Source organism: Asanoa iriomotensis (genome assembly GCF_016862515.1).
In the GTDB taxonomy this organism is placed as follows: Bacteria; Actinomycetota; Actinomycetes; order Mycobacteriales; family Micromonosporaceae; genus Asanoa; species Asanoa iriomotensis.
Genome location: NZ_BONC01000112.1, coordinates 1 through 18,156, shown reverse-complemented (window position 1 = coordinate 18,156; position 18,156 = coordinate 1). Strand labels below are relative to the sequence as shown.

Sequence of the window (18,156 nt, the reverse complement as noted above, 5' to 3'; positions counted from 1 at the left end):
GTCGCCGGAGCCGGCGGCGGTGGCGTCGGCGGTGGCGCTGGCCCACCGCCGCGAGTGGGCGCAGGTGCTGGCGACGACGGCGCAGGCGTGCGGGGATCTTGATCTTGCGGAGGAGTCCGCGCAGGAGGCGTTCGCGCAGGCGCTGGTGGTGTGGCCGCGCACGGGGGTGCCGGACCGGCCGGGGGCGTGGCTGACGCAGGTGGCCCGCAACCGGGCGCGCGACGAGTTGCGGCGGCGGTCGGCTCTCCGGCGCCGGCTGCCGCTGCTGGTCACGGATGGTTTCGCTGTGGGCCCGGAGGCGGGCCTGGACGACGACCGGCTGCGGCTGATCTTCACGTGCTGCCACCCGGCCCTCTCACGGGAGGCGCAGGCGGCACTGACGCTGCGCCTGGTCTGCGGTTTGTCGACACCGGAGGTGGCCCGCGCGTTCCTGGTCTCAGAGCCGACGATGGCGGCACGCCTGACACGGGCGAAGAAGAAGATCGCGACGGCGCGAATCCCGTACCGGGCACCGTCGCCGGACCAACTCGGCGAGCGGGTGGGTGTGGTGCTGGAGGTGGTCCAGCTCATCTTCACGACCGGTCACACGTCCCCTGACGGTCCCCGCCTGCTGCGGCACGACCTGCTGGACCGGGCCCTGGACCTGGGTCGTTTGCTGCACCTGCTGATGCCTGGCGACGCCGCGGTGAGCGCGTCGCTGGCGCTGATGCTGTTGGTGTCGGCCCGGTCGTCGGCCCGCCTCTCGCCGTCGGGGCGATTGTTGCTGCTGTCCGAACAGGACCGGTCGCAGTGGGACACGGCGTCGATCGAGCAGGGCATCGCGCTGCTGGTCGAATCGCTACGCCGGGACGCACCCGGTCGCTATGCGCTGCAGGCGGCGATCGCAGCGGTCCACGCGGAGGCCCCGTCGTGGCCTTCGACGGACTGGTCGGAGATCGTGCGGCTGTACGACCTTTTGCTCGCCCAGTGGCCGTCGCCGGTGGTGGCACTGAACCGCGCGGTCGCACTCGGCATGCGCGACGGTGCTGTTGTGGGCTTGTCCGCGCTGGAGCCGCTGTCGACGGAGCCGGCGTTGGCGACGTATCCCTACCTGAGCGCCTCCCGGGCAGACTTCCTGCGGCAACTGGGTCGATGGACGGAGGCGGCTTCGGCGTACGAGGAAGCTTTGGCCCTGACGTCCAACGACGTCGAACGCGACTTCCTCCTCTCCCGCCTGGCCTCCGTCCGGCGTTAGGCGCGAACGGCAAGTCCACACCTGTCGCCTGCCATGGTTGGCGGATCGGTCGTGGACGAATCGTCAAACAGGGGCGACGCACGATCAAGCAACGGCCGCCGGTCGCGGCGAGGCTTGCCGGGTGACTTTGACGTCTGATGATCTTCGCCGGCCCGCAGTTGGCGTGGCCGGGCGCCCGACCCGGTCGCCGTGGTTCGCCGTCGGTGCTGTCGGTCTCGGCATTTTCGCGCTGGTGACCAGCGAGTTCCTCCCCGCCAGCCTGCTGCCCCGAATCGCCGCCGACATGGGCGTCAGCGAAGGCGTGGCCGGCCAGGCGGTCACCGCCACCGCGATCATGGGGGCGATCACAGCGCCGACCATCGCGATCGTGGTCCCGCGCCTGGACCGCCGGCGGCTCCTCGCCATCCTGATCGTCCTGGCCGTAGCGTCGGACGCGCTGGTCGCTGCCGCACCGTGGTACCCGCTCCTGCTACTCGGCCGCCTTCTCCTCGGCATCGCGATCGCCGGCTTCTGGGCGATGGCACTGGCCGTGGTCGGCCAGCTGGTCTCAGGCGACAAACTCGGCCGCGCGATGACGGTGGTCAACCTGGGCGTCTCGCTGGCGACAGTGACCGCTGTCCCGGTCGGCACGTACCTGGGCGAGGCCTGGGGCTGGCGCCCGGTCTTCTGGCTGGCCGCCGGCGTGGCGGTGGTGGCGGTCATCCTCCTGCTGGCCTGGGTACCGCCGGTCCCACCAGCCGGCGCCCCGCCCCTACGGGCCCTGGCGGACACGGCCCGCAGCCGCACGATGATCCTCGGCATGACCGCGGTGCTGCTGGTCGCGGGAGGCCACTTCGCGGCGTTCACGTACGTGCGCCCAGCCGCCGAACGCGTGCCCGGCATCACATCATCGTCGCTGGCCCTGCTCCTCACGATCTTCGGCATCGCGGCCTTCGTAGGCACGATGCTCGCAGGCCCGCTCGCCGACCGCCGCCTCCGCGTGGGCGTCCTGGTAGCCCCGCTCCTCATCGGCGCGGCGGTCGCAACGTTCGCGCTGGCATCCGGCACGTACACGCTGGTGGCGATAGCCGTAGCGGCGTGGGGTGTCGCCTTCGGCGGCCTACCGACGCTGGTCCTGACCTGGGTGGCCCGCGCGGAGCCCAACCGCCTGGAACCAGCCGGCAGCCTGGCCACCGCGATGTTCCAGGTAGCGATCGCCACCGGCGCCGCCGTGGGCGGGGTACTGGTGGACGCCTTCGACGTCCGCGCGGCCCTGCTCGTGGCCGCCGTCGCCGCCATCGCGGGCGGCGCCCTCTTCACCAGGGCACGGCGCGTCTGACCGCAGGTGTTGGCGGCGGCCGCGACCGACCTCGGGTCGCGACCGCCGTCACCACCATCACGGGGGCGCCCTCTTCACACGGCCCGCCGGATCTGACCTCACGCGCAGGTGGCGGCCGCGACCGACCTCGGGGCGCGACCGACGTCACCGCCGTCGCGGGCAGCGCCCCTGTTCACCACAGCCCGCCACCGTCTGACCTCACGCGCACGCGGCTGCCGCGCCCAACTGCGGGTCGCGACCGCCGTCACCACCCTCGCGGCGGCGCCCTCTACACCACGGCCCACCGGATCCGACCTCACGCGCAGGCGGCGGCCGCGACCCACCTCGGCGCGCGACCGCCGTCACCACCCTCGCGGCGGCGCCCTCTTCACCACGGCCCACCGGATCCGACCTCACGCGCAGGCGGCGGCCGCGAACCACCTCGGCGCGCGACCGCAGTCACCACCCTCGCGGGAGCGCCCTCTTCACCACAGCCCGCCACGTCTGACCTCACATGCAGGTGGCGGCCGCGCCGGACCCGACCGTCACCGCCGTCGCTGGCACAGTCTCCTCACCACCGCCCGCCGCGTCTGACCTCACGTGCGTGCGGCGGACGTCCCGTGCGCAACGACCACCATTTAGCCGAAAGGCCTGATCGGATCCTCGCCGCTGTGCCGCCACCGGGTCGGTGGCAGTCCGGCGTGCCGGCGGAAGGCACGGCTGAACGCGGCCTCGGACCCGTACCCGAGACGAACCGCAACCTCGGCGACGGTGACCTGGTCGGCCAGCAGCCGCTTGGCGTGCTCCATTCGGATCCGGGCGAGGTACCGCGCCGGCGAGTCGCCCACCGTCTCCCGGAACCGCTTCGCGAAAGCCGACCGCGACGCAAGCGCGACCCGCGCCAGCGTCTCCACGGTCCAAGGCGACCCCGGCGCGTCGTGAATAGCTTCGAGCGCGCGAGCAACGTCGCTATCTCGAAGTGGCACGGTCAGCAACGGCAAACTGCCACACCCGGACTCGACCCAGTTGCGAATGGCCGCCGCCGCGACGACGTTGGCAAGCTGAGTGACCACGGACCGTGCCCCGGGCCGATCCCCGCACGCCTCGTCAGCCATCGCCTCGATCAACGCGACAACGAGCGGCTCCCGGGCGGTGAAGCAACAGGCGACCAGCACGTCCGGAAGAACGGCGACAACCTGATCGGCGGTAGGCGACGCGGCGTCCATGTCCCCGGTGTGCACAACCGCCTCACCGCGAGCTACCAGCGAGTAGTCGCCACCTCGCGGGAGCAACAGGAAATCCCCGGTGTTGAGCTCCGCCCTGGTCGTCCCGCGAACATCGACCGCACCCCGAGCCACGAAATGAAACCGCATGCCACCGCCACGCACGGCCCGGCGCTCACCGCCGGCAAGGGTCTCCTTCTGGTACGCGCCCACCGACCAGCGGAGCCGTTCCAACACATCACTCAGATCGTCGACAGTCTGCGGCACAGTCACGACCGGTCCAGCGCACCCACCCCGGACCGCATTCCCACCGTGTCCTCCACCACGATCCGCGCCTTGCCGTCCGCACGACTCCGAAGCGCCCACCGCACAGACCACGTCGTGGCACGGCCGCCCAGACCATGCGGTGACCCGCCGCCGTGAGACACCGCGTAGAGCGTGCCGGACCCCGCCGGGCCAAGCCGACGCAGCGCAGGCCCCGAGCGCCACCAGCGACCCGCGCCGGATCCCGCCGCCCTACTCCGCCCAGACCACCCCGGGTCCCGCCGCGCAGACCCGCCCCCGGGTCCCGCCGCGCAGACCCGCCCCCGGGTCCCGCCGCCGCCCGGCGGCGGCGGGAACCCGGTTCGTGGGGTGGCGGCTTAGACCGCCGGTTTGGTCGTGTAGACCGTCGGGTCGCCCTGGATGAGCCAGATCTCGGGGTTGTTGATCGGTAGGAAGGACCGGTCGCCGCCTGGCTCTCTGGTCGTCGGGATCGAGTCGCCGCTGGGTAGGTGCATGATGAAGTTGACCGGCTTCGTGTCGTCGGTCAGCGGGATCGCGTAGTCGGCCCAGCCGTCGGCGGCCACGCCCGAGCGCGGCCACGGCTTGTCCCAGGCGACCTGCGCCAGGACCTCCGGTGCCACCGCGTCGCCCCACATGTGCAGGCCCCAGCCCGCCGCCGGTGGGTCGCCGTAGTCGCCCGCCGGGCGGTAGTAGTGGACCGTCGCCGACGTCGCGGGCGGACCGGCCGCGCGGACCCGGCGTGGCTCGGACGTGGCGCCCGGACCAGCCAGCCCGCCGGGTAGGAGCACCGCCCGGTATTCGACCGGTGTGTCCGCCGCGAGGTTGAGCGGGGTCAGGTCGTCGAACACCGTGTAGGCCGGCGACGACGAGTCGGTGCCGACCCGCGTCCAGGCGCCCGTGCCGATGCGGCGCTCGATCGCGACCACGTTCGTCGCCCGCTCGGGGTCGACGACCGCGCGCACCTCGACGGTCCCGCGGACACCGCTGCCCTCGGTCGGTGCCTCGATCGTGACCAGCGGAGCCGGCACGGTCGCCGACCGGACCGCCGACTCGCGGGTGTGGCCCTTGTTGTCGAGCACCACGGCCCGGTAGCGGACCGACGTGCCCGCCCGCACGTCGCTGACGTCGTCGAACACCTGGTAGGGCGCGTTGTCGTCGGTGCCGACCGGACGCCACGGACCACCGGCGACCGACGCGTAGAACGTGACCTCGTAGAACGAGGAGCCGCCCACGTCGGCGGTCACCTTGAGCCGGCCCCGCGCGCCCGGCGCCGGGGTCGGCTGTGCCAGGGAAACCGCCGGCGCGACGCGCGAGCCCGCCACCTTGTTGTTGGCCTGGTAGACCACCGCCGACAGCGGCGGCACCGACACCGTCAGCCGGCCGTCGTTGCCGGCGCGTAGCGTCTGCGGGCCCGTGCCGTAGACCTTCTTGAAGGTGTCCCGACCGGACGCGTAGGTCGGGATCGCCGCGGACGCCGCGCTCTCGCTGTTGTTGAGGGCGACGACATATTCGCGCTGGTCGCGGCGGTCGGTACGCGAGAACGCGTAGACGCCCGCACCCTCGCTCGCGAACCGGTGCTGCTGCGCACCGTTACGCAGGGCCGGATGCTGCTTGGTCAGCGCGGCCAGCCCACCGATCGACTCGTACAACGGATGTGTCGTGACGAAGTTGTCCTGAGCGTGCGTCGCGTCGGTGCCGAGCAGGTCGTCGTCGAGGTAGTCCGGCACCCTGCTGGCGAACAGCGTCTGCCGGGCGTCCTGGTCGCCACCCGGGCCAGTGAAGCCCTGCTCGTCGCCGTAGTAGATGACCGGGTTGCCGCGGGACAGGTACATCAGCTCATGGGCGAGCCGGTCCCGGGCCACCCACTCGGCGTCGGTCGCACCGGGGTTGTCGCCACGGACGAAGCCGCCGATGCGCCCCATGTCGTGGTTTCCGAGGAACGTCGGGAGTTGGTAGACGTTGGAGTCCGCGTCGGTGTACCAGTCGTCGCCGGCGAAGAACGTGCTCAGCGAGGCCGCCGACTGGCCGCGCGAGGCGAAGTTGCGGGCCGCCTCCTGGAACGGGAAGTCGAGCACCGACTGCATCCGGTCGCGGGTCGTGAACTGCGAGGTGAAGCTCTTCGTGGTGTCGAAGACCTCGCCGAACATGAAGAACTCGCGCTTGCCCTGGCGGTGGGCGTAGTCGAGGATCTCGGGACCGAACGCCTGCCAGAACGCGTCGTCGACGTGCTTCATCGTGTCGATCCGGAAGCCGTCGACCCCGAAGTCGCGGATCCAGGTCTTGTAGATGTCGATCATCCCGCGGACCACGCGCGGGTTCTCGGTGAACAGGTCGTCGAGGCCGAAGAAGTCGCCGTAGTAGGAGTTCTCGCCGACGAAGGTCGTGTCGCCGCGGTTGTGGTAGAGCGTGACGTCGTTGAGCCACGCCGGCACCTTGAGGTTCTGCTCGGCGGGGTCGAGCACCGGCTTGTAGGGGAAGGACGTCGCCGGGTCGAGCGCCGGGAACGAGGACTGGCCGGCGAAGTCACGGTCGTCGAACGTCTCGCCGGAGGCCGTGCGGTAGGGCACCGCGTCCTTGCTGACGTAGCCCCGCCGCGCGCCCTCCTCGTAGCCGATGACGTCGGCGGTGTGGTTGGTGATGATGTCGAAGTAGACCTTCATGCCCTTGGCATGGGCGGTGTCGATCAGCGCACGAAGGTCCTCGTTGGTGCCGAGGTGGGGGTCGATCTGGGTGAAGTCGGTGATCCAGTAGCCGTGGTAGCCGGCCGACGGACCGTCTTCGAGCTGGACCGCCTTGTTCTTGAAGCTGGGCGTCAGCCAGATCGAGGTGGTGCCGAGCCCCTTGATGTAGTCGATCTTCGAGCGTAGGCCCTTGAGGTCGCCGCCGTTGTAGAAGCCCTTACGGGTCGGGTCGAACCCGGACACCAGCGGATCGGAACCCAGGCCGCCCTGGTCGTTGGCGGTGTCGCCGTTGGCGAACCGGTCGGCCATCACGAAGTAGAAGTTCTCGTCGGTCACCGACTCGCGCAGCGAGTGGCGGGCAGGCAGGTCGCCGTCGCGACCGCCGGCGACCGCTGGAGTGGCGGGCAGCGCGGCCACGAGCAGCAGCGCGGCGACCAGACCGAGCGTGCGCCGGATGGATCCAGGTATGGACATCTTCCCCCCTCGGGCATCGACGGACGGGACGTTACCGAAGGGCTACGACATTGCAAGCGGGTGAATCAGATGGACATTTCAGGGGGTACGCGGGCGCAAACGTCCTCTTCAGACAGGAGCAGGCAACGATTGCCGGGAAACGGTGGGGTCTCCTTGACAGGATCGTTATCGATCGGCGGGCCCGTGGTGCCACGGCAGTTCCACCGCGTGCACCGGACGGCGCCCGGCCGCGAGCTCCGTGACGAGCCCGGCCAGCCCGTACGGAATGACCGTCTCGCCCGGAGTGACCAGCTCGGCCGGCGCCCACCAACGGTGTCCGGCGTGGAACGCGGCCTCGCCCTCGAGCATGCCGCCGGTGTCCGGCTGGAACGCCGCGACCCGCAATACGAAGAAGTAGTCGCGGAACAGCCCCCTGGCCCAGCCGAGGTCGGCAAAGCCCGCGATGTAGGCGACGGGCGGGCCGAGATCCGCCGGGGCGACGGCCAGCCCCAGTTCCTCGCCCACCTCCCGCGCCGCCGCCTCCGCCAGCGACTCGCCGGGCTCGACGCCACCACCGGGCGCGCACCACCCGTACTCGCCGAATTCGGACACATGCCGCCCGGCAAAGGCGAACCGCAACAGCAGCACGCGGAAGTCGCCGTCGAGCAGCAGCACCCGCGCGGCGCGGCGCTCCTCTCCACGCGGATCGGTCACGGACCGGCAGCCTAGCGACGCGCCGAAGATTTCTTCACCGCAATATCCCTGCACTCTCTGGACATCGCCTGAGCTGCCCATGCGAACATATGTTCGTGTCAGAAGGGACCATCCTCCACGCCGATCTCGACGCGTTCTACGCGTCGGTCGAGCAGCGCGACGACCCCAGGTTGCGGGGCCGTCCGGTGATCGTGGGCGGCGGCGTGGTCCTGGCGGCGAGCTATGAGGCAAAAGCCGCGGGGGTACGCACGGCAATGGGCGGCCGTGCGGCGCGGCAACTATGCCCCGACGCGATCGTCGTCGAGCCTCGGATGTCCGCCTACACGCGGGCGAGCAGAGCGGTGTTCGAGGTCTTCCGGCAGACGACGCCCGCGGTCGAAGGGTTGTCGATCGACGAGGCGTTCCTCGACGTCAGCGGTCTCCGGCGGATCGCGGGGCCACCGTCGGAGATCGCCGCCGGGCTGCGGCGGGCGGTGCGCGAGCGGGTCGGGCTGCCGATCACCGTGGGCGTCGCACGCACGAAGTTCCTGGCCAAGGTGGCGAGCGCGGTCGCGAAACCCGACGGCCTGCTGGTGGTGCAGACCGAGAAGGAGTTGCAGTTCCTGCATCCACTACCGGTCGAACGACTATGGGGCGTCGGCCCGGTGACCGCGGCGAAGCTCCGCGACCGCCGGATCTTCACGGTCGGCCAACTCGCGGGTCTCGGCGAGGCGACGCTGGTCTCACTGCTGGGCCGGGCTGCCGGCCGCCACCTCGACGCGCTGGCGCACAACCGCGACCCGCGCGCCGTGCAGACCGGCCGGCGCCGCGGCTCGATGGGCGCACAACGCGCGCTCGGCCGGGGCCCGCGGACACCGGCGGCCCTCGACGCGATGCTTGCGGGCCTGGTCGACCGGGTGTCCCGGCGGATGCGCGCGGCGGGCCGCACCGGCCGCACGGTCGTGCTGCGGCTGCGGTTCACGGATTTCACGAGGGCGACCCGCTCACACACGCTTCCCCGCGCGACGTCGCACACCCAGACGATCCTGGACGCGACGCGGCGCCTGCTGGCGACTGCGCTTCCGATGATCGAGGAGCGCGGCATCACGCTGATCGGCATCTCGGTGGGCAACCTCGACGACCGCTTCGTCCAGCTACCGCTCCCCTTCGGGGAGCAGGACGGGGTCGCCCTGGACGCGGCGGTCGACGCGGTCCGCGACCGCTTCGGCTCCGCCGCCATCACCCGCGGCGTCCTGGTCGGCCACGGCCCAGGATTGGAGATGCCCATGCTCCCTGACTGACCAAGGACGACCACCCACCCGGCTACGATCCATTGCCCACCTGACCCAGCAGCGTGGTCCCGGTTAGCCCGCGGGCGCGGGGACGCGGTGGCCCGGGATCGAATGGCAGCGGGAGCGGAGGCCGCCAGGCCGCAAGAGCGGAGGCCGCCGGGCCCAACGAGCGGAGGGCGCCAGGCCGCAAAGCGAGGCCGCCAGGCCGGGCGAGGCCGCCAGGCCGGGCGGGGCCGCCAGGCCGGGCGGGGCCGCCAGGCCGGGCGAGGCTCCAGCCCGGGCACGGCTCCAGCCCGGGCCGCCGGGGCCGCAGGCTCGCGGCCGGCAGGCCGGGGCGGCCAGGTCCGGCGGAGGGCCCTGGGGGTGCGGAGAGCCGCGGGACACGGACGGTCGACCGCCCCGCGTCGTCCCTGGTCAAACCCACCGAGCCGCAGCCAACACGTGGCCGTCACCACTGATCGCAAATTGCCCCATTTGTGGCGAGCCCGAGGATCGGCAGCGTAGCGTTCCGTAAGTGCTCGGTGACGATTTGGTGACCGCGCGGGAGTCCGATGCGCGCATCTCCGATGGACAGGAGCCGCGAGAGCTGGGGGCCGAGGAGCCCGAGGGGCATCAGCATCGCAGTGCCGTGGACGGGGTGGATGTGGCGCCGGTGCCGCGGGCCATGTTGCGGGACGCGCTCGGGAGTGGGGACCTGGTCGTGGCGCCGGGCTGCTACGACGTGGTCGGCGCGCGGGTGCTCGAAGCGGCCGGGATCGAGGCCGCCTATCTCACCCCGTTCGGGTTTCAGGCCGCCGACGCGCCCGCGCCGCACGCGCCGCACGATCCCTGGGAGCGGTATCTCGACCGGGCGCGGGAACTGGTCGACGCCGCCGGGCTGGCGGTGATCGTCGACGGGCAGGCCGGGCTCGAGGGCAACCGCGGTGCCGCTGAGCGGGCCGCCGACGCCTTCTCCGCCGGTGCGGCCGGGTTCGTGATCGAGGACCGGCAGGGCTTCGGGAAGGACCGGCCCCTGCGGACCATGGCCGAGGTCGGCAGGGAGATCGCGACCGTGCGCCGGGAGCTCGGCCGCGAGACCACCGTGATCGTGCGGACCGACGCCGTCCGAGACTCCCTCGACGACGCGCGGGCCCGCTGCGAGTCCTATCTGGACGCCGGTGCCGACCTGGTGCAGCCGTTGATGACGCGCTACCTCAACTACCCCGACACGCCGGCGGACCGCGAGCGGCGCATGTCCGCCTACCAGTTCCTGCTGGAGCGCGTACCCGCCGACCGGGTCGTCGCCCACTCACCCACCGGGCGGCACCTGCCGGTGAGCGAGGCCCGGCGGATGGGTTTCGGCTTGTACTTCATGTCGCAGCTGCTCATCGCGTCCGCCGTGACCGGGATGACGCACGAGATCGCGGCCGTGCTCGCCGACGAGCCCGGGCCCACCCCGCTGCTGACGCCCGAGGACCTGGCCACGCTGACCGGCGTCGGCCGCTGGCTGGAGAACAGATGGTGATGCGAGTGAGCGAGGCGAAGCGGTGGGCCCGGACCAACCTGTCCGGCTACATCCCGGTGATGTTCACGCCCTACACCGACACCGGCGCGATCGACGAGGCCGCGGTGCGCAACGACGTCGAGTACACGCTCCGGCTCCCCGGCGTCGGCGGCCTCTACGTCGGCTCCGTCTGGCAGGAATTCTGGCTCCTGACCATCGCCGAACGCAAGCGGCTCGCCGAGATCGTGCTCGACGCCGTCGCCGGGCGGGTGCCGGTCGCCGTCTCAGCCACCCACACCGCCCCCGACGACGCCGTCGAGCTCGCCTCGCACGCCGCCGAGTCCGGTGCCGGCATGGTCATGCTCTGGCCGCCGTTTTTCGGCCCCCGCGGCCCGAGCGGGGTGCTCGCCTTCTTCGACTACGTCCTCGGCCGCGTCCCGGCCCCCTTCGGGGTCTACAACACGAGCCTGCCCGAGATCGGCTACGAGATGGGCCTGCCGCTGCTGCGCGAGCTGGCCAACCGACCACAGATCGCGCTGCTGCTGGACGGCGCCGTCCGGCTCGACGTGTTCCTCGAAACCCTCGCGTCCATCGGCCGCGACGTCATGGTCACCAGCCCCGTCGAGGAGTACTTCCTGGTCGCCCGCATGCTCTATCCCGAGGTCGCCCCGGACGTCCTGATGGGCTCCAGCCGCGCGCTGTTCCTGCAGACGCCGCGGCAGCCCTACCTGCACGAGTTCTTCGTCGCCGTCGAGAAAGGACAGTGGCACGAGGCGCAGAAACGGCTCGACTGGATCATGCAGGCCGGCGACTTCGCGCACGGTTCCGTGCTGCGCGAGGGCAAGACGCCGCTCGGTCTGATCAAAGCCCTTCGCCGCGCGTACGGGCAGTCGGGCGGGACGCCGCGCGTACCCGTGCCGGCACCGAGCGAGGCCGAGGTCGGCAACGCGGTCTCGAACCTCCGCGCCGCCGGCATCGACCCGCTGTAAGAGCTACGACTCCTCGTACCGCGTCGGTGGGAATGGGTTGTCCGGGCTCAGCGGCCTGGTCTCACCCTCGTCCTCCTGCCGCGCGGCCACGCCCTCGATGTCCTCGATCTGCGCCGAGTCGCTCAGGTCCGTGGGCACGGGCTCGTCGGTGGCAGGCGGCACGTCGTCGGGGTCGTAATCGAGGGTGCCCGCGTCGACCTGCTCCTCCGCGGTGCGGCGCGCCAGCTCGTCGTCGTCGAGCCGCTGCGGCGCGCCACCGTGGAAACGCCGGTCCCGCTGGCCCTCGGCCGCCTCGGTGGTGAAGTCCTCTTCCCTAGCCATCCATCCAGTCTTACCCCGGACCAGGCCGGAGCGCCCCCGAAACGAGCGGCTCAGGCCGCCAGCGCCGCGTAGCGCCCCGCCGAGTCGACCAGCGAGTCGTGGGTGCCGGACTCGAGCACCCGCCCGCGGTCGACCACCACGATCTGGTCGGCGTTGCGGATCGTCGAGAGCCGGTGCGCGATCGTCACCGTGGTGCGGCCGCGGGCCAACTGGTCGAACGCCTGCTGGACCGCCCGTTCCGTCGACGTGTCCAGCGCGCTGGTCGCCTCGTCGAGAACCAGGATCTTCGGATCGCGCAGCAGCGTACGCGCGATCGCGATGCGCTGTTTCTCACCACCCGAGAACCGGTGCCCGCGCGAGCCGACGAGCGTGTCGTAACCCTCCGGCAGGTCGACGATCACGTCGTGGATCTGGGCCGCGCGGGCCGCCGCCTCGAGCTCGGCGTCGGTGGCCGACGGCTTCGCGTACCGCAGGTTCTCGCGGATCGTCGTGTGCAGCAGGTAGGTCTCCTGGCTGACCACGCCGACGATCCCGGCCAGGTCGGCCAGCCGCAGGTCGCGCACGTCGACGCCGTCGATCGTCACGCGCCCGACGGTCGGGTCGTACAACCGGGCGATCAACGCCGCCAGCGTGCTCTTGCCGGACCCGGTCTCGCCGACGAGGGCGAGCGACGTCCCGGCGGGCACGTCGAGGGAGACACCGGAAACTGCCGGAACTTCGCTGCCCGGGTACGTGAAGCTGACGTCCTCCAGGCGCAAATGCCCCTCGACCCGGTCCAGGGTGACGGGCGTGGCGGGGTCGTCGACCTCGACCGGCAGGTCCAGGTACTCGAAGATCCGCTGGAACAGCGCGAGCGAGCTGATCAGCGTGACACCCACGTTGAGCAGGCCCATCAGCGGCCGGAACAGGCCGCCCTGGAGGGCGGTGAAGGCGACCAGCGTGCCGATGCTGAGCACGCCACGGCTGAACGGCAGCCCCGCGCTGAGGTAGATGACGGCCGGGATCGCCGCGAAGATGATGCTCATCGAGGCCATCCGCCAGCGGCCGGCCAGCTCGGAGCGCAGCTCCAGGTCGATCAGGCGGCGCGACGAGGCGGTGAACCGGTCGACGAGCGCGGCGCCCGTGGACAGCGTCTTGGACAGCTGCGCGCCGCTGACCGACAAGCCCTCTTCGATCGTCACGTTGAGGTCGGCCAGCTCGCGTTGGCGCTGGTCGGTGATCGCGCGGCGCATCCGGGCGACCCGGCGGGTCAGCCAGATCGAGGGTGGCAACACGATCAGCGAGACCATCGAGAGCTGCCAGGAGAGCGCGACCATCGCGGCGATGGTGGCGATGGTGGTCGTGAGGTTCGAGGCGATGGACGTGGCGGTCGTGGTGACCACGGTTTCCATGCCACCGATGTCGTTGGTGATGCGGGACTGCACCTCGCCGGTCCGGGTCCGCGTGAAGAAGCCGACGGATTGGCGGTGCAGGTGGCTGAAGACGCTCGTACGCAATCGGTGCATGACCTTCTGCCCCACCGCGGTGGAGATCCAGGTCTGCACGACGCCGAGGGCCGACGTGGCTGCGGCCACGCCGATCATGCCGATCACCAGCCAGACCAGCAGCCGCAGGTCCTGCTGCGGGAGGGCATGGTCGATCACGGCACGGAGCAGGAACGGCGACGCCATCGCGATGATGGACGACGCCACGATGATCAGGGTGACGACGGCCAGGGGCCAGCGGTACGGCCCGAAGAGCCGCCCGATCCGGCGCAGCGAGACCTGGCGCGCCTGGGTCTTCTCGGCCTCGCTCGCGCGCTGGCCGCGGTCATGGGAAGGCAAGATCGGGTGTTCCTCCCGGGTGCGAATTGCTGAGGTAACCTCAACATGAGGCTACAACCAGATCTGTTGGTACGGTATTCCCCGTGGACGAAGGCGAGAGCCTCTCCGAGGCGTTCTGGGGCGTGGCCAGGCGCCTGCGGCACCTCAACCGCCAGACGATGGCCCCCTGGGACGTGACGCCGGCGCAATGGCGGGCGATCAACGTGCTGGTCGACCACGGCCCGCTGCGGCTGGGCGACCTGGCCGACAAGCTGCACATCGCTCCCCGCTCGACCACCGAGGTGGTCGACGACCTGGAACGGCGCGGCCTGGTCGAGCGCCACCCGGACCCGGCCGACCGCCGGGCCACCCTGGTCGCCCTGACCGGCGACGGCGAGGCCGCCGCGACCGCGATCCGCACGGCCCGCATCGCGGAGTCGGAACGCTTCTTCGGCTCGCTCTCCCCCGACGACCGCGACCACCTGAGCCGGATCCTGCACAACCTGGCCCGCGAGTAGCTGCGCTTTCCCGACAGTGCACGGGACAGCGGGGTGGGGACCGTCCACGATAGAGTCTCGCGCATGGTAGCGCTCCCAATCCGCCGCGTAGCGGCCATGCTGTGTTGCGCGGTGTTGACGGTCGCGTTCGCCGCCGCTTGTGGTGGCGACGAGCCGCCGGCGGACCCGCCGTCGACCGCGGATGAGGCGCCGGATCCTGAGGAGCGGTGCGGGTCCGGCCCCGCCGACGACATCTCGAAGGTCGTGCTGACCACGTCCGACGGCGTCGAGCTAGCCGCCGCCCGATTCGGCAGCGGCCCGCGCGGGCTCGTGCTGGTCCACCAACTCGGCAGCGACCTGTGCGGCTGGTTCCCGCACGCCAAGCGCTGGGCCGGCGAGGGCTACCAGGTGCTGGCGTTCGACCAGCGCTGCGACGGCCTCAGCGAGTGCGGCGGCCCGGAGCCCGCGACCGACGTGGTGGCCGCGGTGGCCGACCTACGCCGCTCGGGAGCACAGTCGGTGCAGCTGATCGGCGCGTCCCGCGGCGCCTCGATCGCCCTGGTGGCCGCCGCCCACCCCGAGACCGACGCCGACGCTGTGATTTCTCTGTCGGCACACGACCCCAGCTTCTCGGCGGCCGCCACCGCACCCGTCAACCCGGGCGACGCCGCCGCGGCCCTGAAGGTGCCGTTGCTGTTCGCCTGCACGGAGGACGACCCATACGCCTTCTGCGGCGATTCGGCCAAGGACTTCCTCGCCGCCGTGACGGTCACCGACCGCAAGGTGATCGAGCAGCCCGACAGCCGCACACACGGCTGGGACCTGCTCAGCACCATCGAGTCCGATGTAGACACCTTCCTGGCGGCACACGCGGGCTAGAACCGCGGCTGATCCCCCGATCGAGGGCCGGGCCTGGCGCCGAGGCCAGGCCGGCGGCGCGCGCCCGCCGACAAGGCCGCGGCCCGGCGCTAAAGCCAAGCCCGCGACGCGCGCACGGCCGACAGGGCCGTGGCCTGGCGCCGCGACCAAGCCTGCGGCGTGCCGCCAGCCGGCGGGGTCGTGGCCCCGGCCCGGACGGCCGTGACGACGAGCAGCCCGCTCATTCCGGCAGGCCCGCGATGTCTCGCCTGTGGTGTCCTCGTGCGGCCCTCGAAAGATTGCTGCGACCTGCGGACCGCGGTGGTCGTCCTAGCCCGTGGCGGCGAGGACGCGGTGCAGGAGGGTGTTGAGCTGGGTGGCTTCCGCGGCCGTGAGGCCCAGGGCGGCCGGGCGGTTCATCCGGGCGATGATCGGCCACGCGCGGCCGAGGAGGTCCTCGCCGGCCGGGGTCAGGCGCACCGAGAGCGGCTGACCGCGCCGCGGCGACGGGTGGGCGACCAGGCCGTCCGTGACCAGGCCGCGCAGCAGCGCGCCCATGCTCTGCGGGGTCACCCGCACCTGGCGGGCCAGTTCGGCCGACGACATGCCCGGGTTGCGGCTCAGCGTGGCCAGGATCCCGAACAGGTGCGGCTTCAGACCCACCTTGGCCAGTTCCGCGGTGAACACCCGGCTCAGCGCGTGGCTGGCCCGCACCACGGTCCAGGGGACGACGGAGTCGTCGTCGAAGTCCATGTCCAGTAGCCTAGGCAGACCGTAAGTTTCCTTACACCCCCGGGAGCGGCGACGACCATGTGGACCGAGTGGATCCTGCGGCACCGGCGCTTCGTCATGCTCGGCTGGCTCGTGCTCGCGGTGATCGGAGGCGCCCTCGCGCCGCGGGCGATCGACCGGCTCAGCTACGAGTTCAGCTTCCCGGGCCAGCCGGCCTACGAGGCCAACCAGAAGATCCACGACACCTTCGGTGGCGGCGGCGTGGACCCGCTCGTCGTCACGATCACCCTCCCCGAGGGTCGGTCTTTCGACGATCCAGGTGTACGCGACGAGCTCACCGCCGTGTTCGCGAAGCTGCAACGGCCGGGCTGGCGGGTCGCGTCACCGGACAACGTCGCCGACCCGGCCCCGTTCATGACCGACCGCACCGCGTACGCGCTGGTCTATCCGCCCTTCAATCCCGGACCCGGCCCCTATGCCGCCGTCCTGCCGCAGCTCGAAGCGGCCCTCACCGGCGCGACCGTCGCGGGCGCGCAACCGCTGGTCACCGGCGTCGACCCGCTCAACGAGAGCGGCGGCGGCTCCGACCGGCCGATCATCGTCGAGATCGCGCTCGGCGCCGGCGGCGCACTGATCGTCCTGGCGCTGGCGTTCGGCTCCCTGCTCGCCCTGGTGCCGCTGCTGCTGGCCGCGGTCGCCATCGCCACCACGTTCCTGCTGGTGCTGGCCCTGACCGTGGGTGTCGACGTGTCGTTCATCGTGCAGTACCTGGTCGGTCTCATCGGCCTCGGCGTCGCCATCGACTACGCCTTGCTGATCATCATGCGCTGGCGCGAGGAACGCGCCAACGGCGCCGACAACCAACAGGCCGTGCGCACGGCGATGGCCACCGCCGGCCGCGCGGTCGTGTTCAGCGGCGTCACCGTCGCCATCTCCCTGCTCGCGCTGATCGTGCTGCCGCTGCCGTTCCTGCGCAGCGTGGGCCTGGCCGGCCTGCTGATCCCGCTGGTCAGCGTGCTGGTCGCGGTGACCCTGCTGCCCGCGCTGCTGGTCTCGGTCGGCACCCGCCTGGAGTGGCCGCGCCGCCGGCTCCCGAAGACCGAGAGCCGCGCCTGGCTGTCGATCGGCCGCGCCGTAGTCCGGCACCGCTGGGTGTCCGCCGCGCTCGCCTCCGCCGCCCTGATCGCGCTCGCCCTCCCGGTCTTCGGCCTGCGCCTGGGCTCGCCCGAGTTGGCGGCGATCGCGGGCGGAGACAGCCCGGCCGCGGTCGGCTACCGCGACCTGACCGACGCCGGCCTGGTCGGCGTGCTGCGCCCGGTCGAGGTGGTGACCACCGACCCGGCGGCCGCCGCGGGGCGACTCGACGGGATCGAGGGCGTGTCGCACGTGGTCACCCCGACCGGCCCCGGTTGGACCGTCGGCGGCGAGCACCTGATGCCGATCCTGCTCGACGCCGACCCCGCGACGCCGGCCGGCGCGGACACGGTGCAGCGGATCGTCGCCGCCGCACCCGGCCCGGTGGGCGGCACGGCCGCACAGGACGCGGACGCGGTAGACGCGATCTACGGGGACAGCTGGTGGGTGCTCGCCCTGGTCGTCGTGATCACGTTCGCCCTGCTGGCCCGGGCACTCCGCTCGATCTGGCTGCCGATCAAGGCACTCCTGCTCAACGTGGTCTCGATCGCCGCCGCGTACGGCCTAACAGTCTTGATCTGGCAGGAAGGCTTCGGCAGCCAGGCGCTGTTCGGCGCGGAGTCCACCGGCTCGATCACGGTGTGGGTCCCGATCGCCGCGTTCTCGTTCCTCTTCGGACTGTCGATGGACTACGAGGTCTTCATCCTGTCCCGAATCCGCGAGGGCCACGACGCGGGCCTGTCGACGGACGAGGCGACCGTGCACGGCATCGGCTACACGGGCCGCCTGGTCACCTCGGCCGCCCTCATCCTGGTGCTGGCCTTCGTCGCCCTGTCCACGGTCCCGGTGGTCGACGTGAAGATCTTCGCGACGACGCTGGCGCTCGGCATCGCCCTGGACGCGACCATCGTCCGCGCGGTCCTGACCCCGGCCCTGGTCGCCGCCTTCGGCAGCGTCAACTGGTGGTGGCCAGGCCGAAAAACCAAGCAAGCCACGCACTCGGACGCACACCGCGAGGTCGCCAACCGCTGATCCTCGCGATAGACGCGCCGGCCCGCTCGCGCTCCCAGGCGGGTCGGCGCGGCGCGGCGCGGCTTGGCGCGGCCCGGCGGCGCGGCTTGGCGCGGCTCGGCGGCGCGGCTTGGCGCGGCCCGGCGGCGCGGCTTGGCGCGGCTCGGCGGC

Annotated in this window: 14 protein-coding genes; 8 read left to right on the top strand and 6 right to left on the bottom strand. The window is 71.8% G+C overall.

What is annotated here, in order from left to right:
* Both Air01nite_RS38670 and Air01nite_RS38665 read left to right on the top strand, forming a co-directional pair.
* A partial coding sequence (locus tag Air01nite_RS38670; protein ID WP_373310569.1) for an RNA polymerase sigma factor occupies positions 1-1,234 on the top strand: 1,234 nt, incomplete at its 5' end.
* A 121-nt stretch (positions 1,235-1,355) separates the two neighbouring features.
* The gene (locus Air01nite_RS38665; protein ID WP_203708383.1) at positions 1,356-2,552 is read left to right on the top strand and encodes an MFS transporter; all 1,197 of its coding nucleotides are present in this window, start codon (positions 1,356-1,358) and stop codon (positions 2,550-2,552) included.
* Between the two features lie 617 nt (positions 2,553-3,169).
* Here Air01nite_RS38665 and Air01nite_RS38660 read toward each other — a convergent pair.
* From Air01nite_RS38660 to Air01nite_RS38650, 3 genes are all read right to left on the bottom strand, one after another.
* A complete protein-coding gene (locus Air01nite_RS38660) occupies positions 3,170-4,027 on the bottom strand; it encodes an AraC family transcriptional regulator (protein WP_203708382.1) in 858 nt (285 codons plus the stop codon).
* A gap of 368 nt (positions 4,028-4,395) precedes the next feature.
* Positions 4,396-7,194 carry an alpha-amylase family glycosyl hydrolase gene (locus Air01nite_RS38655; protein ID WP_203708381.1) on the bottom strand — a complete coding sequence of 933 codons (2,799 nt, stop codon included), beginning with the start codon at positions 7,192-7,194 and terminating at the stop codon, positions 4,396-4,398.
* A 165-nt stretch (positions 7,195-7,359) separates the two neighbouring features.
* Positions 7,360-7,887, bottom strand: a complete 528-nt coding sequence (locus Air01nite_RS38650) for an NUDIX hydrolase (protein WP_203708380.1) — start codon at positions 7,885-7,887, stop codon at positions 7,360-7,362.
* 89 nt (positions 7,888-7,976) lie between these two features.
* Between Air01nite_RS38650 and dinB the strand changes: the two genes are divergently transcribed.
* From dinB to Air01nite_RS38635, 3 genes are all read left to right on the top strand, one after another.
* Positions 7,977-9,167, top strand: a complete 1,191-nt coding sequence (dinB, locus tag Air01nite_RS38645) for a DNA polymerase IV (protein WP_203708379.1) — start codon at positions 7,977-7,979, stop codon at positions 9,165-9,167.
* Between the two features lie 505 nt (positions 9,168-9,672).
* The gene (locus tag Air01nite_RS38640; RefSeq protein WP_203708378.1) at positions 9,673-10,662 is read left to right on the top strand and encodes an isocitrate lyase/phosphoenolpyruvate mutase family protein; all 990 of its coding nucleotides are present in this window, start codon (positions 9,673-9,675) and stop codon (positions 10,660-10,662) included.
* A 5-nt stretch (positions 10,663-10,667) separates the two neighbouring features.
* Entirely contained in the window at positions 10,668-11,630 is a 963-nt protein-coding gene (locus Air01nite_RS38635; RefSeq protein ID WP_203708377.1) for a dihydrodipicolinate synthase family protein, read from the top strand.
* A gap of 3 nt (positions 11,631-11,633) precedes the next feature.
* Here the strand turns inward: Air01nite_RS38635 and Air01nite_RS38630 are convergent, their stop codons facing one another.
* Together Air01nite_RS38630 and Air01nite_RS38625 are read right to left on the bottom strand one after the other, a co-directional pair.
* Positions 11,634-11,951: a hypothetical protein gene (locus tag Air01nite_RS38630; protein WP_203708376.1), complete on the bottom strand. Its 318-nt coding sequence runs from the start codon at positions 11,949-11,951 to the stop codon at positions 11,634-11,636.
* A gap of 50 nt (positions 11,952-12,001) precedes the next feature.
* On the bottom strand, positions 12,002-13,774 hold the full coding sequence (locus tag Air01nite_RS38625) for an ABC transporter ATP-binding protein (protein WP_275408330.1): 1,773 nt from the start codon (positions 13,772-13,774) through the stop codon (positions 12,002-12,004).
* An 83-nt stretch (positions 13,775-13,857) separates the two neighbouring features.
* On the opposite strand from Air01nite_RS38625, the gene Air01nite_RS38620 reads away from it, so the two are divergent.
* The gene (locus tag Air01nite_RS38620; protein WP_239091263.1) at positions 13,858-14,271 is read left to right on the top strand and encodes a MarR family winged helix-turn-helix transcriptional regulator; all 414 of its coding nucleotides are present in this window, start codon (positions 13,858-13,860) and stop codon (positions 14,269-14,271) included.
* A gap of 63 nt (positions 14,272-14,334) precedes the next feature.
* Positions 14,335-15,129, top strand: coding sequence for an alpha/beta hydrolase (locus tag Air01nite_RS38615; protein WP_203708375.1), 795 nt, complete (start codon positions 14,335-14,337; stop codon positions 15,127-15,129).
* Positions 15,130-15,438: 309 nt separating this feature from the next.
* On the opposite strand, the gene Air01nite_RS38610 is transcribed toward Air01nite_RS38615, so the two are convergent.
* Positions 15,439-15,861, bottom strand: a complete 423-nt coding sequence (locus Air01nite_RS38610) for a MarR family winged helix-turn-helix transcriptional regulator (protein ID WP_203708374.1) — start codon at positions 15,859-15,861, stop codon at positions 15,439-15,441.
* A gap of 57 nt (positions 15,862-15,918) precedes the next feature.
* Here Air01nite_RS38610 and Air01nite_RS38605 point away from each other — a divergent pair, with 57 nt between their 5' ends.
* A complete protein-coding gene (locus Air01nite_RS38605) occupies positions 15,919-18,006 on the top strand; it encodes an MMPL family transporter (RefSeq protein ID WP_203708373.1) in 2,088 nt (695 codons plus the stop codon).
* The last annotated feature ends 150 nt before the right edge of the window (positions 18,007-18,156 follow it).